Annotated in this window: 13 protein-coding genes; 9 read left to right on the plus strand and 4 right to left on the minus strand. The window is 58.6% G+C overall.

From position 1 onward, the window contains the following. Positions 1-493: 493 nt before the first annotated feature. The 6 genes from I6J28_RS06070 (at position 494) to I6J28_RS06095 (ending at position 6,277) form a co-directional block, all read left to right on the plus strand. Positions 494-1,123 (plus strand): C40 family peptidase, encoded by a 630-nt coding sequence (locus I6J28_RS06070; RefSeq protein ID WP_204608313.1) that lies wholly within the window; start codon positions 494-496, stop codon positions 1,121-1,123. A 114-nt stretch (positions 1,124-1,237) separates the two neighbouring features. After that, positions 1,238-2,281: a C40 family peptidase gene (locus I6J28_RS06075; protein ID WP_204608315.1), complete on the plus strand. Its 1,044-nt coding sequence runs from the start codon at positions 1,238-1,240 to the stop codon at positions 2,279-2,281. Beyond that, complete coding sequence (locus I6J28_RS06080; RefSeq protein WP_204608317.1) at positions 2,282-3,385, plus strand: glycosyltransferase family 4 protein; 1,104 nt, start codon at positions 2,282-2,284, stop codon at positions 3,383-3,385. Between the two features lie 38 nt (positions 3,386-3,423). Further along, positions 3,424-4,356, plus strand: coding sequence for an ROK family protein (locus I6J28_RS06085; RefSeq protein ID WP_204608319.1), 933 nt, complete (start codon positions 3,424-3,426; stop codon positions 4,354-4,356). Positions 4,357-4,379: 23 nt separating this feature from the next. Further along, positions 4,380-5,120, plus strand: coding sequence for a lysophospholipid acyltransferase family protein (locus I6J28_RS06090; RefSeq protein WP_204608321.1), 741 nt, complete (start codon positions 4,380-4,382; stop codon positions 5,118-5,120). A gap of 62 nt (positions 5,121-5,182) precedes the next feature. Beyond that, entirely contained in the window at positions 5,183-6,277 is a 1,095-nt protein-coding gene (locus tag I6J28_RS06095; RefSeq protein ID WP_204608323.1) for a hypothetical protein, read from the plus strand. On the opposite strand, the gene I6J28_RS06100 is transcribed toward I6J28_RS06095, so the two are convergent. Beyond that, positions 6,183-7,364 (minus strand): glycosyltransferase family 87 protein, encoded by a 1,182-nt coding sequence (locus I6J28_RS06100; RefSeq protein WP_204608325.1) that lies wholly within the window; start codon positions 7,362-7,364, stop codon positions 6,183-6,185. The genes I6J28_RS06095 and I6J28_RS06100 overlap by 95 nt on opposite strands. A gap of 74 nt (positions 7,365-7,438) precedes the next feature. Between I6J28_RS06100 and I6J28_RS06105 the strand changes: the two genes are divergently transcribed. Beyond that, the gene (locus tag I6J28_RS06105; RefSeq protein WP_204611416.1) at positions 7,439-7,948 is read left to right on the plus strand and encodes a polyadenylate-specific 3'-exoribonuclease AS; all 510 of its coding nucleotides are present in this window, start codon (positions 7,439-7,441) and stop codon (positions 7,946-7,948) included. A gap of 44 nt (positions 7,949-7,992) precedes the next feature. Then, positions 7,993-9,381, plus strand: coding sequence for a class II 3-deoxy-7-phosphoheptulonate synthase (locus tag I6J28_RS06110; RefSeq protein WP_204608327.1), 1,389 nt, complete (start codon positions 7,993-7,995; stop codon positions 9,379-9,381). Here the strand turns inward: I6J28_RS06110 and I6J28_RS06115 are convergent. Beyond that, positions 9,378-10,730: a protein kinase domain-containing protein gene (locus tag I6J28_RS06115; protein WP_204608329.1), complete on the minus strand. Its 1,353-nt coding sequence runs from the start codon at positions 10,728-10,730 to the stop codon at positions 9,378-9,380. The genes I6J28_RS06110 and I6J28_RS06115 overlap by 4 nt on opposite strands. 10 nt (positions 10,731-10,740) lie before the next feature. On the opposite strand from I6J28_RS06115, the gene I6J28_RS06120 reads away from it, so the two are divergent. Further along, positions 10,741-11,145: an Rv2175c family DNA-binding protein gene (locus I6J28_RS06120; RefSeq protein WP_204608331.1), complete on the plus strand. Its 405-nt coding sequence runs from the start codon at positions 10,741-10,743 to the stop codon at positions 11,143-11,145. On the opposite strand, the gene I6J28_RS06125 is transcribed toward I6J28_RS06120, so the two are convergent. Both I6J28_RS06125 and I6J28_RS06130 read right to left on the minus strand, forming a co-directional pair. Then, complete coding sequence (locus tag I6J28_RS06125) at positions 11,114-12,604, minus strand: alpha-(1->6)-mannopyranosyltransferase A (protein WP_204608334.1); 1,491 nt, start codon at positions 12,602-12,604, stop codon at positions 11,114-11,116. The two genes, I6J28_RS06120 and I6J28_RS06125, sit on opposite strands and share 32 nt — an antisense overlap. Before the next feature lie 8 nt (positions 12,605-12,612). Continuing rightward, on the minus strand, positions 12,613-13,692 hold the full coding sequence (locus I6J28_RS06130) for a polyprenyl synthetase family protein (RefSeq protein ID WP_204611417.1): 1,080 nt from the start codon (positions 13,690-13,692) through the stop codon (positions 12,613-12,615). Positions 13,693-13,738: the final 46 nt, after the last annotated feature.

Consider the following 13,738-nt stretch of genomic DNA (forward strand, 5'->3'; position numbering starts at 1 on the left):
GGTAAAGGAGTAAATTGGTGGGGGAGATGGGGCTGCCAATATGCCTTAGTGCTGAAAGTCACAATTTAGAATCCTCTTAATTGTTAATCGTTTTCTTAGTAAGGGTATTTCTTGGTCAGGTGTCTGCCATCCTCTGTCGTTTGTGCAGCTTGTGAACTTAAAGCATCAAGTCCTGGTGGGAACTAGCGTCGATGTGGAGGTTAAATCTCGACAAGGTCAACAGAAGGTAACGAAGCGATAACAAACGTTATTTTGGTGTCGCGAATGGACATTGCTTGTGATGATTTCGTAACCTATTCGAGACATTGAGTTACCGCCCGAAAAGGTGCTCAATCTAAACAGAAGAATTACAGCGCCGCATCTGGCCCCTCCTACTGAGGGGCCGAGTGGAGGAAATCCTAAAGGAACGGATTCCCAACGAACGCTAGTCCCCCAGGGTCAGAGCTTCCTTTACAAAGGGAGTAGGCGCGCAGGAAGATTTGGAGTTTTACTCATGGCACAGCACCGTCGTCAGGGCATGAAGAACACCCGTCGCATCGCATCTACTGCAGCACTGGCTGCAACCGCCGCCGTCGTCGCACCGGGCGTCGCACAGGCAGCAGAGGTCGTCGTACCTAATACTGACTACCGCTTTGAGGTGGCAGGTCTGGAAAACGTCCCGAACATTGACCAGGTTCCGAACATCGACCGCTACGTTCCGTCCCTGGGTAAGGTTTCTAACCAGCAGAACACCAACTACGCAGCAGCTGGCCACAAGCAGGCCGCTCCGGCACAGCAGACCGTTGGCCAGAAGGCACTGGCTGCAGCGCGCTCCGTCATCGGCTCCCCGTACGTATACGGCGCCGCTGGCCCGAACGCCTTTGACTGCTCCGGTCTGACCAGCTGGGCATACGCTCAGGCTGGCAAGCAGATCCCGCGTACCTCTCAGGCACAGGCTGCCGCCGGTACCCCGGTATCCCTGGATCAGCTGCAGCCGGGTGACATCATCGCTTACTACGGTGGTGCTTCCCACGTTGGTATCTACACCGGCCACGGCACCATCATCGACGCCCTTAACTCCGGCGTCCCGGTTCAGGAGCGCGACCTGAACTACATGCCGATTCACTCCGCAGTTCGCTTCTAAGAAGCAGCGGATCTTGCCCTCCCCTTCGCGGGGAGGGCTTTGTCGTGCATTAGGGGGTAAAACCCGCTATAGTTAGTACGATTTTTAAAATTTTCTTAGTCTAAGGGTCCTTACGTGTCTAAACGAGTACTTCCTGCAGCTGCACTTGCAGCGGCTCTTGCTGTTACGTCGGTTTCTGGGATTTCGCAGGTTCTTGCGCAGGAGGCGGCTCCACAACAGGAGAGCGCCACCGAAGATGTGGACGCCTTGGTAGAGCGCGTTGGCGAAGTTGCGCGCAAAGTTTCTGCCAAGAATGAAGAAGTAAAAGAGCTTGAGGTCAAGCTCGAGGAAAAGCAGGCTGAGGTCGCTAAATCTGAGGAGGTCGCCGCTGAGGCACAAACGCGTGCGGACGAGGCGAAGGGCGATGTTTCCACCCAGCAGGACCGTGTCAATGGCATCGCACAGTCGCGCTACCGCGGTGATTCCCGTTCGGCTGTATCTGGTGCCTTGGCCGCAGAAGTTCCCTCCGATGCCGTAGAGCGCATGGGCTACCTCGGGGCGCTGTCTCGCCAGGCCCAGCGCACCCTTGATGCGAAGGCTAATGCCGCGACCATGGCTGAAGAGGAAAAGCATAAGGCTGCCGACGCCGCCACCAAGGTGCGCGAGGAAAAGAAGGCGCTGGAAGAGCAGCGCGAAGAGCTTCTCAAGGAGAAAGAGGAGCTGGAAAAGCAGCAGAAGGACATCGAGAAGCAGGTGGATGCTCTCGATGAGCAGCAGCGCGAGGCCTGGGAAGGCCAGTTCGGCGGATCTGATAAGCCGGATATGGATTTGGGCGAGGTCGCAGACGGCGCTGCTTCCGCAGCGTTGTCGAAGCTGGGCGCTCCATATGGCTGGGGTGCGGCTGGCCCCGATCAGTTCGACTGCTCTGGATTGATGTTCTGGGCGTATCAGCAGATTGGCAAGTCCATTCCGCGTACGTCCCAAGCTCAGATTGCCGGTGGCACATCGGTACCGCTGGAAGACCTACAGCCGGGCGATATCGTGGGCTATTACCCGGGAGTAACTCACGTGGGCATGTACATCGGTAATGGCCAGGTAGTCCATGCCTCTACCTATGGCGTGCCTGTTCAGGTGGTACCGCTAAAGTCCATGCCGATTACCGGAACGGCGCGGTACTAAGTGGCCCGCGTTCTGCTGGTAACCAATGACTTCCCGCCCAAGATTGGCGGGATTCAGTCTTACCTGCGCGACTTCGTAGCAACCTTAGACCCGCGCGACGTCGTGGTCTTCGCCTCAACCCAGGAATCGCCGGCGGAATTCGATGCTGGGGTGGACTACAAGGTCATTCGCTGGCCTCGCCGCGTGATGCTGCCGACGCCCGCCACGGTGCGTCGCATGCAAGAGATCATCCGCGCAGAAAACATTGACACCGTCTGGTTTGGTGCAGCCGCGCCCCTTGCCTTGATGGGCAAGGCTGCAAAAGAGGCGGGTGCCACCCGTGTGGTTGCTACCACGCACGGGCACGAAGTGGGGTGGTCAATGGTGCCCGTTGCTCGGCAGTGCCTGCGCCGCATTGGTGACTATGCTGACGTGATTACCTATATTTCTGACTACACCCTGCGTCGGTTGCGTCGACCATTTGGACCGAATCCGCGCTGGGAGCACCTGCCTTCCGGAGTGAGCGTGGAAGGCCTTTCTCCAGCTACGCCAGAGCGACGCGCAGCGGCGAAGGCAGAGTTCGGGGCTACCGGGCCGACCATCGTCTGCATTTCACGGTTTGTCCCACGCAAGGGGCAGGATCAGCTTCTTCGCGCTATGCCTTTAGTGCGCGAGGAATTCCCAGATGCACAGCTACTGCTCATAGGCCGCGGACGCTATCGCGCGGCCCTAGAGCAACTGGCGGAAATGTACTGCCCGGACGCAGTGATTCAAGAAGCAGAAAGCATTGAGACTGCATTGCATGCAGCGGATGTTTTTGCCATGCCGGCCCGCACTCGCGGCGGAGGGCTTGACGTCGAGGGCTTGGGAATCGTCTATTTGGAGGCGCAAGCGTGCGGCCTGCCGGTTGTCGCTGGAGACTCCGGTGGTGCACCGGAGACGGTGACGGGGGAAACGGGGGTCGTCGTCAAGGGCGGATCTGTGCCGGAACTAGCTGGAGCGTTGAAAGCTCTCTTGGCTGACCCGCCGCGTAGGCTTCGCATGGGGCAGGCGGGGCGTCGCCATGTGGAAGAGAATTGGACGTGGCGGATAATGGGGCAGCGATTGCGGCAGCTGATGTCTTGATGTGACCCTAACCCGGTTGTCGGTATATTCTGTTATGCATGCTTAAGAACAACTCCGCCGATCTGACTATCGGCTTCGACGTCGGTGGCACCAACGTGCGCGGCGGAGTGATCACTCGGGAGGGTGAGATTCTCGCGAGCCGCACGGTTCCTACTTCCATGGACGCAGAGCAGCTGGAAGCGGACATTGTGGGCATCGTCGATGAGCTGCGCGCTGACTATGAGGTGGACGCCGTTGGCCTCGCCTTGGCGGGATTTTTGGATCCTACGTGCGAGGTAGTGCGCTTCGCCCCGCACCTTCCCTGGCGGCACGCTAATGTCCGGGAATCGCTCTCGCAGAAGCTCGGTATGCACGTGCGGTTGGAGCATGATGCAAATTCCGCCGCGTGGGGTGAGTGGTGCTTTGGTGCTGGCCGCGGAGCGGAGGATTGGGTTTTCTTTGCGGTAGGAACAGGTATCGGTGCCACTCTGATGACGCATGACACCATCTACCGCGGCGCGTTTGGCACCGCCCCAGAATTTGGGCATATCGTGGTAGTCCCTAATGGTCGGCAGTGCTCCTGCGGTAAGCGCGGCTGCTTGGAACGCTATGCCTCCGGTACCGCGTTGCCGGATACCTGCACTGATCTGCGTGGAAGCTATGAGACCTCGCTGCCGGCTGAGCCCACCGGTAAGGAAATTACCCAAGCGGCGCGGCGCGGAGATCCGCTTGCCGTAGCGGTAATGGAAGACTTCAGCCGGTGGCTGGGCCAGGGCCTATCCATTGTTGCTGACGTGTTGGATCCGGAGCTCATCGTGCTCGGCGGCGGCGTATCCCAAGATGCTGACCTCTACCTCGAGGGCGCTGCCCAAGCCATGGGACAGGACATTGTCGGGGCAGGGCATCGCCCCCTCGCACGTGTTGCCACCGCAGAATTAGGGTCGGCAGCGGGTATGATTGGCGTAGCCGATTTGGCCCGCAGCGGCCGTTAAAACTAACAAAGGACGATCTGGCGATGAAAAACAAGTGGTACTGGGCTTTTAAGCACATCTTCTTCGGACCCGCCCTGCAAGTATGGAATCGACCGTGGAGCGAGGGCATCGAGAAAATCCCCGCTGAAGGGCCTGCGATTTTGGTGTCGAATCACCAGGCGGTTATGGATTCCTTTTTCTTTCCTTTGATGTGTCCGCGCCAGATCACGTTTCCGGCTAAGTCGGAATACTTCACCACTCCGGGTCTTGTTGGTAGCCTGCAAAAGTGGTTCTTTACCTCGGTAGGCCAAGTCCCCATCGAGCGCGATAGCGAGGACGCTGGCGACGCCATTGTGGAAACCGCAGAAGGTATTTTGTCCCGCGGCGATCTCTTCGGTATCTATCCGGAAGGAACTCGTTCCCCAGATGGCCGTGTGTACAAGGGCCGTACCGGCATGGGGCGCATCGCCATGGAGACTAACCAGCCAGTATTTCCCATCGCGATGATCAATTCGCGTAAGGCCAATCCCATTGGATCGTGGATCCCGCGCCCGTTTAAGGTCGGCGTGCGGGTAGGTGATCCTATCTGGCCGCATGACTGGGCCAAGGAGCGCGGCATGAATCCGGCCGAGCACGAGACTATTCGCGCCTTCACTGACTTTATGATGCGCAATTTGGCCGAGCTGAGTGATCAGCCTTATGTTGATGTGTACGCCTCCGATGTGAAGGCTTCGCTCAAAGCCGGCCATGGTTACCCCGCCGGTGCTGAATACAAGGGGAGGTAATCACTATTCCCAAGGCCTGCTTAGCTTGGCCAGATACCGCTAAAGGCGTATCCATTATCGGCGTGGTGCTCTTGCACGTCACGCTGGTGGTTCCGGAAGGTGAGCTAACGTGGTTGGCTGACCTAAACATGTGGCTGGATCCCCTTCGCCTGCCCTTGTTTTTCCTCGTATCCGGCTATTTCTCTACCAAGATCTTTCGCTATTCATTCAGCGAGCTTTTTACCCGCCGCCTGTGGTTTTTCCTCGTGCCCTATACGGTGTGGATGACCGTTGAGCTGTGGACTAAGCGCATCGAGTACCACTGGGTATTTGGTGATCCCTATCTGCAGCTTACTGATCTGCTCTATAACCTGCTGCTAGGCCATACCATGGCGTGGTTCATTCACGCGCTTATCTTTTTCAATATATTTTTGTGGGCCGTACGCAAGTTGCCCGCGTGGGCAGGCATTGGCCTGAGCTTTGCGCCGCTGCTGTTTATAGCGTGGCAGCATCATTACTACTTTATTGGCAAGGCAATCATGTTCTTGCCCATCTTCGTCGGTGCGGCCTATTTGCGCGGGCCTATTACGCGGTTTGCCGACGCCGCCGAAGCACCCTTCAAAGGCACCTTCCGCAAGGGCTCTATGTGGGCATATAGCGCGGCAATCATCAGCTACATCGCGGGGCTATCCATCCGGCACACCTGGAATGCCGTCGAAGGCGAGGTAGTAGTGCAGTGGCCGCTGCCGGGAGGGGACATTCTTGGCCGAGGCGATCTAGACCTGCTGATCCGCTTTGCGGAGCAGACGCTTGAAACCCCAGCGGGCATCGTCGGTGCTGTCCTTATTAGTCATGTTCCGGCGCTGTCTACTTTTGTAAAGTTCGTGGGCCGGCATACCCTGCCCATTTACTTGGCCCACCCGATCGGCATGACGCTGGGGTACGGCTTCTTCATGGCCCACCGCGACTATGTGGTGAGCCTTGCTGGCCAGTGGCCGATGGAAAATACCTGGTCCTGGATCGGAATGTGTTTCTTCTACTCCGCTGCGGCATCGGTAGCGCTTTGGGCGCTCGGGAAGGTGCCTATCCTTGGCTGGACGCTGGTTCCGCCGCGGATTGATAAGCGCCGGCCCGTCGTAGAGCCAATGGTAGCGAGCAAAGAACCAGCAGCGCAGTAACAATGGCGTAGTCATTGCCCACAATATGCTGCCACCATTCCCAGTTCAGCTCTTGGTCATTGGCATGGGGGACAAGCCAATGTCCGCGGGCCAAAAGCGCGAGCCACGTCAGCGCAGCGAGCGCCCAGTAGCGCTGCGCCACTAGCAGCACACCCGCCAACACTAGCCAGGTGAAGTGGTGTGACCATGACACGGGCGAGCACAGGAGCGATACTGAAGCGGCCAGCAGCATGAGTACCGCCTGGTTCTCGTGGGAGATGCGCTCCATGGCAAACCACACGATGGCAACGACGAGGACGACGGCCACAAGCCACAGCTTTTCAGCGTGGTCGGGGGCTAGGCGGCTAAAGAAACCGCGCAGAGATTGGTTGGAGCTATAGGCAAGTCCACCGATGCGGTTGGAATCGCGCAGTGTTTCGCTCCAGTACTGGATGGAGCTATGTGGATTGCAGGCGAAGGCGATGAGCCCTGCTGCCAGAAAGGAACCGAGGGCGCTGAAAAATGCGCGCCATTCGCGGCGGACGAAAAATACGGCAAGGAATACCGCAGGGGTGAGCTTGATCGCCATAGCGATACCGGTAAGCACGCCCCTGCCGCGTCCAGGGCGCAGCCAGAGAATATCGACCACTACGAGTGCGGTGAGCAGGATGTTGACCTGCCCGAAGCTGAAGGTCTCCGTAATCGGTTCAGTAAGCATCGCCGCTAGAAGCGCCCAGCCTGCCCATCCCGGGCAGCCAAGAGAGCGCAGGACCAGGGCAACGCAGACCCACAGGGCAAGAAAGGAGGCGACAGATACGAGGATGCTCGCGGTGGTGAGGGGAATCCAGCTCAGCGGGGCAAAAAGCAGCGCCGCAAAGGGCGGATAGGTGAAGGGAAGAGAGACATCGCGATTGCTACCGACGAGGTAGTCCTTGGCGTAGAGGTCGCTGCCAAATCCGGCTCCACCTTCGCGGTAAACATCGAGGTCAATGTGGTAGTAGGTGGAGAACTTGCCGGAGAAAAGCTCCGGGATATCGATGAGCCACCAAAGGGCCACGAGGGCAGAGAGGCACAAGGGCAAAGCAGTAAACCACAAAGATTTCTTCACGCCAGAAGTGTACAACCGTCTCTTGAAGGGGCCAATTTATCGCCGCAGACTAGGCGGCGCTAGGCTTGGGAGACGTGCGCTACTTCTATGACACCGAATTTATCGAAGATGGACAAACCATTGAATTGGTCTCCATCGGCATCGTCGGTGAGAATGGCAGCGAGTACTACGCCGTGTCTACGGATTTCGATCCGTCCAAGGCCAATTCTTGGGTCAAAGACAATGTACTGGCCAAGCTGCCCAGCCCGCGGGACCCAGTATGGAAGCCTCTGGAGACCATTCGCGCGGAGGTCTTCGAGTTCCTGACCCAGAGCTCAACTCCGGTAGAGCTGTGGGCGTGGGTGGGCGCCTATGATCATGTGGTTTTGGCGCAGCTGTGGGGCGATATGGCCGGACTGCCCAAGCGCATGCCACGCTATACCCGCGAGCTGAAGCAGTATTGGGAATTTGCAGGGCGACCGAGCCTGCCGGCCGTGCCTAAGGGCAATCACGATGCGCTTGTCGACGCCCGCCATAACCTCGCCAAGTTCCGAGCCTGCGCCCAGGTGCTTCCGCTGTCTAAGGGTAATAGAATTAATATCTAGAATTTAACTAACTCGCGATAGGCGCTTGATGGTTAAATAGCAGTGTGAGTTGGACAGTAGATATTCCGCAAGGCGTTCTGCCAGACCTTCCGCCATTGCCCGCCGGCATCGACGAGGTCTTCCAGGACGTCATCAAGCGTGACGCAAAGCAGCAGCCCAGCTGGGATACTTCCCAGGCCGATAACGTGCGCAAGATTCTCGAGTCCGTGCCGCCCATCGTGGTTGCGCCCGAGATCGAGGCGCTCAAGAAGAAGCTGGCAGACGTTGCCTTGGGTAACGCCTTTTTGCTCCAGGGCGGCGATTGCGCGGAAACCTTTGAGTCCAATACTGAGCCGCATATCCGTGGCAATGTGAAAACGCTGCTGCAGATGGCCGTGGTGTTGACCTACGGCGCATCCGTTCCCGTGGTTAAACTCGGCCGCATCGCTGGCCAGTACGCCAAGCCACGTTCTTCCGATACGGACTCCAATGGTTTGTTGAATTACCGCGGTGACATTGTCAATGGCGTGGAGCCGACCGATGAGGCTCGTCGCCACGACCCGGCCCGAATGATCCGCGCTTACGCGAACTCTTCGGCGGCAATGAACCTCGTGCGTTCTTTGACCTCTTCCGGCACTGCGGATCTTTACCGCCTGCATGAGTGGAACCGCGAGTTCGTGCGCAAGTCCCGCGCTGGTGCCCGCTACCAGGACTTGGCCCGGGAGATTGAAAACGGCTTGAACTTCATGAATGCCTGTGGCGTGCACGATGACACCCTGCGCTCGGCCGATATCTACTGCTCGCACGAGGCTTTGCTGAAGGACTACGAGCGCTCCATGCTGCGCTTGGGTCAGGACAATAACGGCGATACCAAGCTCTACGATCTCTCCGCACACCAGGTATGGATTGGTGAGCGCACGCGTGGCATCGAAGATTTCCACGTGAACTTTGCGGCGATGATTGGTAACCCAGTGGGCATCAAGCTGGGACCGGGCGTCACCCCGGAGCAGGCCGTGGAGTACGCGGAAAGGCTGGACCCGAATCGCGAGCCAGGCCGCCTGACCATGATTTCGCGCATGGGACACGATAAGGTGCGCACGGTTCTGCCTGCCATTGTCAAGGCAGTGGAAGACTCCGGCCACAAAGTGGTATGGCAGTCCGACCCGATGCACGGCAATACCTTCACCGCTTCTAATGGCTACAAGACTCGCCACTTTGACAAGATCGTGGATGAGGTCCAAGGCTTCTTCGAGGTTCACCGCGAACTGGGTACCCACCCGGGTGGCGTACACCTTGAGTTCACCGGTGAAGACGTCACCGAGTGCTTGGGCGGCGCCGAGGACATTACCGACGTGGATCTGCCGGGCCGCTACGAGTCGGCCGTGGATCCGCGCCTTAATACTCAGCAGTCGCTCGAGCTGTCCTTCCTCATCGCGGAGATGCTACGTAACTAAATCCACAGGTTCGGCGTCATGCCGTAGAGCGAGGAGCCGAACCACCACCCGCCGATAGCCACCGCGCCCACCGCAATCGCGACCACTACTAAGTACAGCACTAGTGACAGCGGATTGCGGTTGGTCAGCGGACGCTCGGCGGGTTCTTCATGCGCGCTCTGGACCGGCTGCTCGGGGACAGGAGCAGGTACCGGTGCAGGCGCAGAGGCAGCCGCCGGCCCAAATGGTTCGAGTGGGGGCTCGGTCGCGGAATACGGCTGTGCCTGGGGGCGTGACAATGATTGCGGCTCCGGTTCTGGAGCGGCCCCGGCCTGTGGCAAATCCAGTTTCGTCTCAAAGCTAAGGCGCTGCGGCGGGATGACTTCAGTCGGGCCGCCGTCGAGATGCTCCGGTTCACCCTGAGGAATGCTGCGGGTGGGTTCGAAAATTTCCGTGGCTCCAGTGCCCGAAAAATCCGTGGGTGCTTGTGCCGTGCGCGCCGCGGCAGCGTTCCTTGGCACGGGGATGGTCACGTCCGGAAGATCGAGCTCTCGGCAAACATCATCGAGCGCCTCGAGGAATTCTCCGGCGTCGGCGAAGCGCTCGCGGGGATCGCGGGCGGTGGCGGTGGCCACGAGGGCGTCGACAAGCTTGGGCACCCCAGAAATCCGCGAGGACGGCGCGGGGACGTCGGAATCCAAGCGGGCCGTGGCATGCGCTAGGGGAGTATCCCCCGAGAATGGAACGGTGCCGGTAAGCAGCTCGAAGAGGACAATGCCGGCTGAATAGACATCTGAGGCCGGTGTAATTTCTTCCCCCGTGACCTGCTCCGGTGCGAGGTAGGATACGGTGCCCACAATCATGTCCGAGGTAGCCTCGGCATTGGTGGCACGCACCAGCCCAAAATCGCCCACCTTTACTCGGTGATGGGATGTAATAAGCACATTATCGGGCTTGATGTCGCGGTGGATGAGCCCGGTCGAGTGCACCTCTTCCAAGCCGCGCAGCACATTGCGCAGGGTAGAGGCGGCCGCCTGCACCGGAAAGGGCCCGCCCTCGGCCAAGAGCTCGCGCAGCGTACCGCCATCGATGAGCTCCATGATGAGATAAATGGGCTCGCCGTCAGCGGAAAAATCGTGAATAGCTACGAGATTGGGATGCTGCAGGCGGGCCATGGCGCGAGCCTCGCGAGAAAAACGCTTGATAAAGACCGGGTCATCGGAATAGCGCTCGTCCATGACCTTGGCCGCGACCGCTCGCCCCAGCCGCATGTCCACGCAGCGATAGACGGTAGACATGCCACCGCGGGCAATGGGGCGATCGATCCGGTAACGATTCTCCAGAACGTCACCAATTTCCAACCTAGTCATGCTTCCCAGTATGGCTGATCATCTAGCCCGCGTTAAAGTAGAGAACGTGACTAACCAAGAAAAATCCCTCGATCCCTTGCTCGCTAACGAAGAACTGCTCAGCATGCAGCAGGTGGCAGAAAAGCTAGACCTGCCCATCACCCGCGCTTATGACCTGCTGCAGGACCGAAAGTTCATTGCGTGGGATTCCCCAGAAGGAAAGCGCGTGCCGCTAGCCTTCTTCAACGACAAGGGCGTCATTGCCAAGCATGTAACTGCGGCAATTACCGTGTTGACAGACGGCGGCTATAAGGACGACGAAATCTTCAAGCATCTCTTTACCGAGGATGACTCGCTGCCGGGCCGCCCGATCGATGCTTTGCACGGTCACCTTGCCCGCGAGGTTATTCGGCGCGCGCAGGCTGCCGCTTTTTAGGCACGTCTTCAAAGATCCACTGGGTGGCGAACCATGCCACCACAATCATGCCGATGACCCAGAACCAGTTGTAGAGCTGGTGATTGCCATCGCCGGAGAACGAGACGCCAATAAACAGGGCCACGCCGGTGGTGAATTTGATAAGCCACAGCGGCGGCCGGAAAGTGCCCATCAGGGTAAAGATAGAGGCGTAGTACCACGGCAGGGTCACTGCATTGAAAACAAAGGCAACTTGGTATGCGGCCGCGGTGCCCATAACAGCGTCGCGGTTGTCCTTGCGGCAAAGCCACCACACCGTCACCAGCCCAATGAGCATGCAGGCCATTGCGATGCTGCGCAGTACGGCCAATATGGCGTTATAGGAGGCATCCGGTATAAATATTTGTACCGCCGGGAAGATAACATCGGTAGCCAAGGTGGGACCTGCCAGCGGGTTAATCACCTTGGAATTGCCGCTTACCTGCGATAGCCAGCCCCACGACGTGCCGGAAACCCACGTGATGAGGGCTACTGCGGCGATGATCTCTGCCACTGCGGCGATGCCAGATAAAACAAAAACGGTAAGTTGCCGCCACTTACTAGAGCCCTTGGGGGCATAGTGGTGGAGCATCATCCATACGATAAACGGTGCCGCAATAACCGCAGTGGCCTTCATAGCTACGGCCGTGCCCACGAGGATGAGGGCGGCATGGAAGCGCTTATGCAATGCCGCTAGCAGGCCGATAGACACGAGCCCCACCATGAGTGATTCATTATGCATGCCGCCGATGAGGTGCAAGATAATGACTGGATTAGCTACACCAAGCCACAGTGCTACCGCTGGATCCGCACCGAGTTTGCGGGCGATGCGGGGAATTGACCAGGCGATGGTAATAAACCCGAGCAGAGAAAGAACCTTATAGATCACCACGCCTGCAGTGACGTTATCGCCTACCAGGCTGGTGACCAGTTCTCCTATCCACAGGTGAAGGGGACCATAAGGTGTGGTGGTATTGCGCCAATCTTGTGATACCTCAAGGAGGAAGGGCCCGGGGTTAACGGCGGCACCTTCGGTATACGGATCGAAGCCATCGCGAACCATAGCACCTTGCATGAGGTAGGAATACACATCGCGTGAGGCCAATGGCCCGGCTAATAAAAGGGGAGCTACCCAGGCGATGAGGATGCGCTGGATGTCCCGCAAGCCGCCCTCAGGCAGAGGATTTTTGAGCTGCGGGCGAATGATGGTGCGCCCAGCTAACACCCACGCCGCGGCTAAGAGGAAAATACCCACCCAGTACAGCGCGAGGCCGAGATTGCGCCCGTGCCCATAGGACAAGAAGCCAATATTTAATGCTTCGAGGAGTCCTCCACGGTTGCGGGTGGCGCCGCCAGAAAAGGACGCGAGCAGCAAAATGCAGGAGGCAGATAGCCCCAGCGGCAGCGCGCGTGGAATGGGGAAAGAGTACGTCTTTGCCACGGGACAACCTACTTGCGGCGAGCAGTGGCCTTGATCGCCAACTGCTCTAGGGTTTCGGTGACCGTGGGATCCACCTGTGCGGCGTGCAGGTGCTGCAGGCCCGACTGCGTGAGGGCATCGATGCGGCGCTCAATCTCTTCTGGTGCGCCCGAATCAGCGATGATCTGGGCCAGGCGCGATAGCTCCTGGGGATCTGAGGTGCGGCCAATGAGCTTGCGCAAGGTAGCAGCAGCTTGTGGATCAGACTCATCCGCGCGCTGGAGCGCTAGCGCTAACAGTTCGGTTCGCTTGCCTTCGCGCAGGTCATCACCGGCAGGTTTGCCGGTTACCGCGGGATCGCCAAAAACACCTAGCTGATCGTCGCGCAACTGGTAGGCAATGCCAATATCGTGCCCATAGCCGCGGAAGGCTGCGATAAGTTCCTCGCTCGCACCGGCGATGGCGGCGCCCAAGTGCAGCGGGCGTTCAATGGTATAAGCGGCGGTCTTATAGCGGTTGACGGAATTGGCAAGCTCTACTGATTCGGAACCTGCCGCCTCCAAAGAGATATCCAAGAGCTGTCCACCGATAACCTCAGTGCGCATGCCGCGCCACGGGCTGCGAGCACGGTGCAAAGCGGCTGCACTAAGGCCGGAATCTTGGAACATGTCCTCTGCGTACACCAGCGCTAAATCGCCTACCAAGATCGCTACGGAGGTGCCGAAGAACTCTGGATCGCCCAAGTATTCCGATTCGCGGTGCAGCTTTTCGACGCCCCGGTGCACCGTAGGATTGCCGCGACGGGTATTGGAAGCATCGATAATGTCATCGTGGATAAGGGCGCAGGCCTGGATAAATTCCAAAGAGGCGGCCGCGCGGAGCATGGCCGCGGGATCTTCTTCTCCTCGACCAGCGGCAAGGTAGCCCGCCCAGGCATAGGTAGGCCGTACTCGCTTGCCGCCGTCAAGCACGAAGGATTCCAAAAAGCTCACGGCTTTGGTTACAGGGGCGCCAATTTCGGCCACCTGCTCTCGGCGTTGATCGAGAAAGGTGGCGAGTTCCTCGCGCACCGCACCGGGGATGTCCGCAAGCTCAGGAATATTCTGCATAGTCACACCCCACACGATACCGGCTAGGCTGCGCAAGAAATAACAG

Origin of the sequence: Corynebacterium tuberculostearicum (assembly GCF_016894265.1) — a bacterium.
GTDB classification, from domain to species: domain Bacteria; phylum Actinomycetota; class Actinomycetes; order Mycobacteriales; family Mycobacteriaceae; genus Corynebacterium; species Corynebacterium tuberculostearicum_D.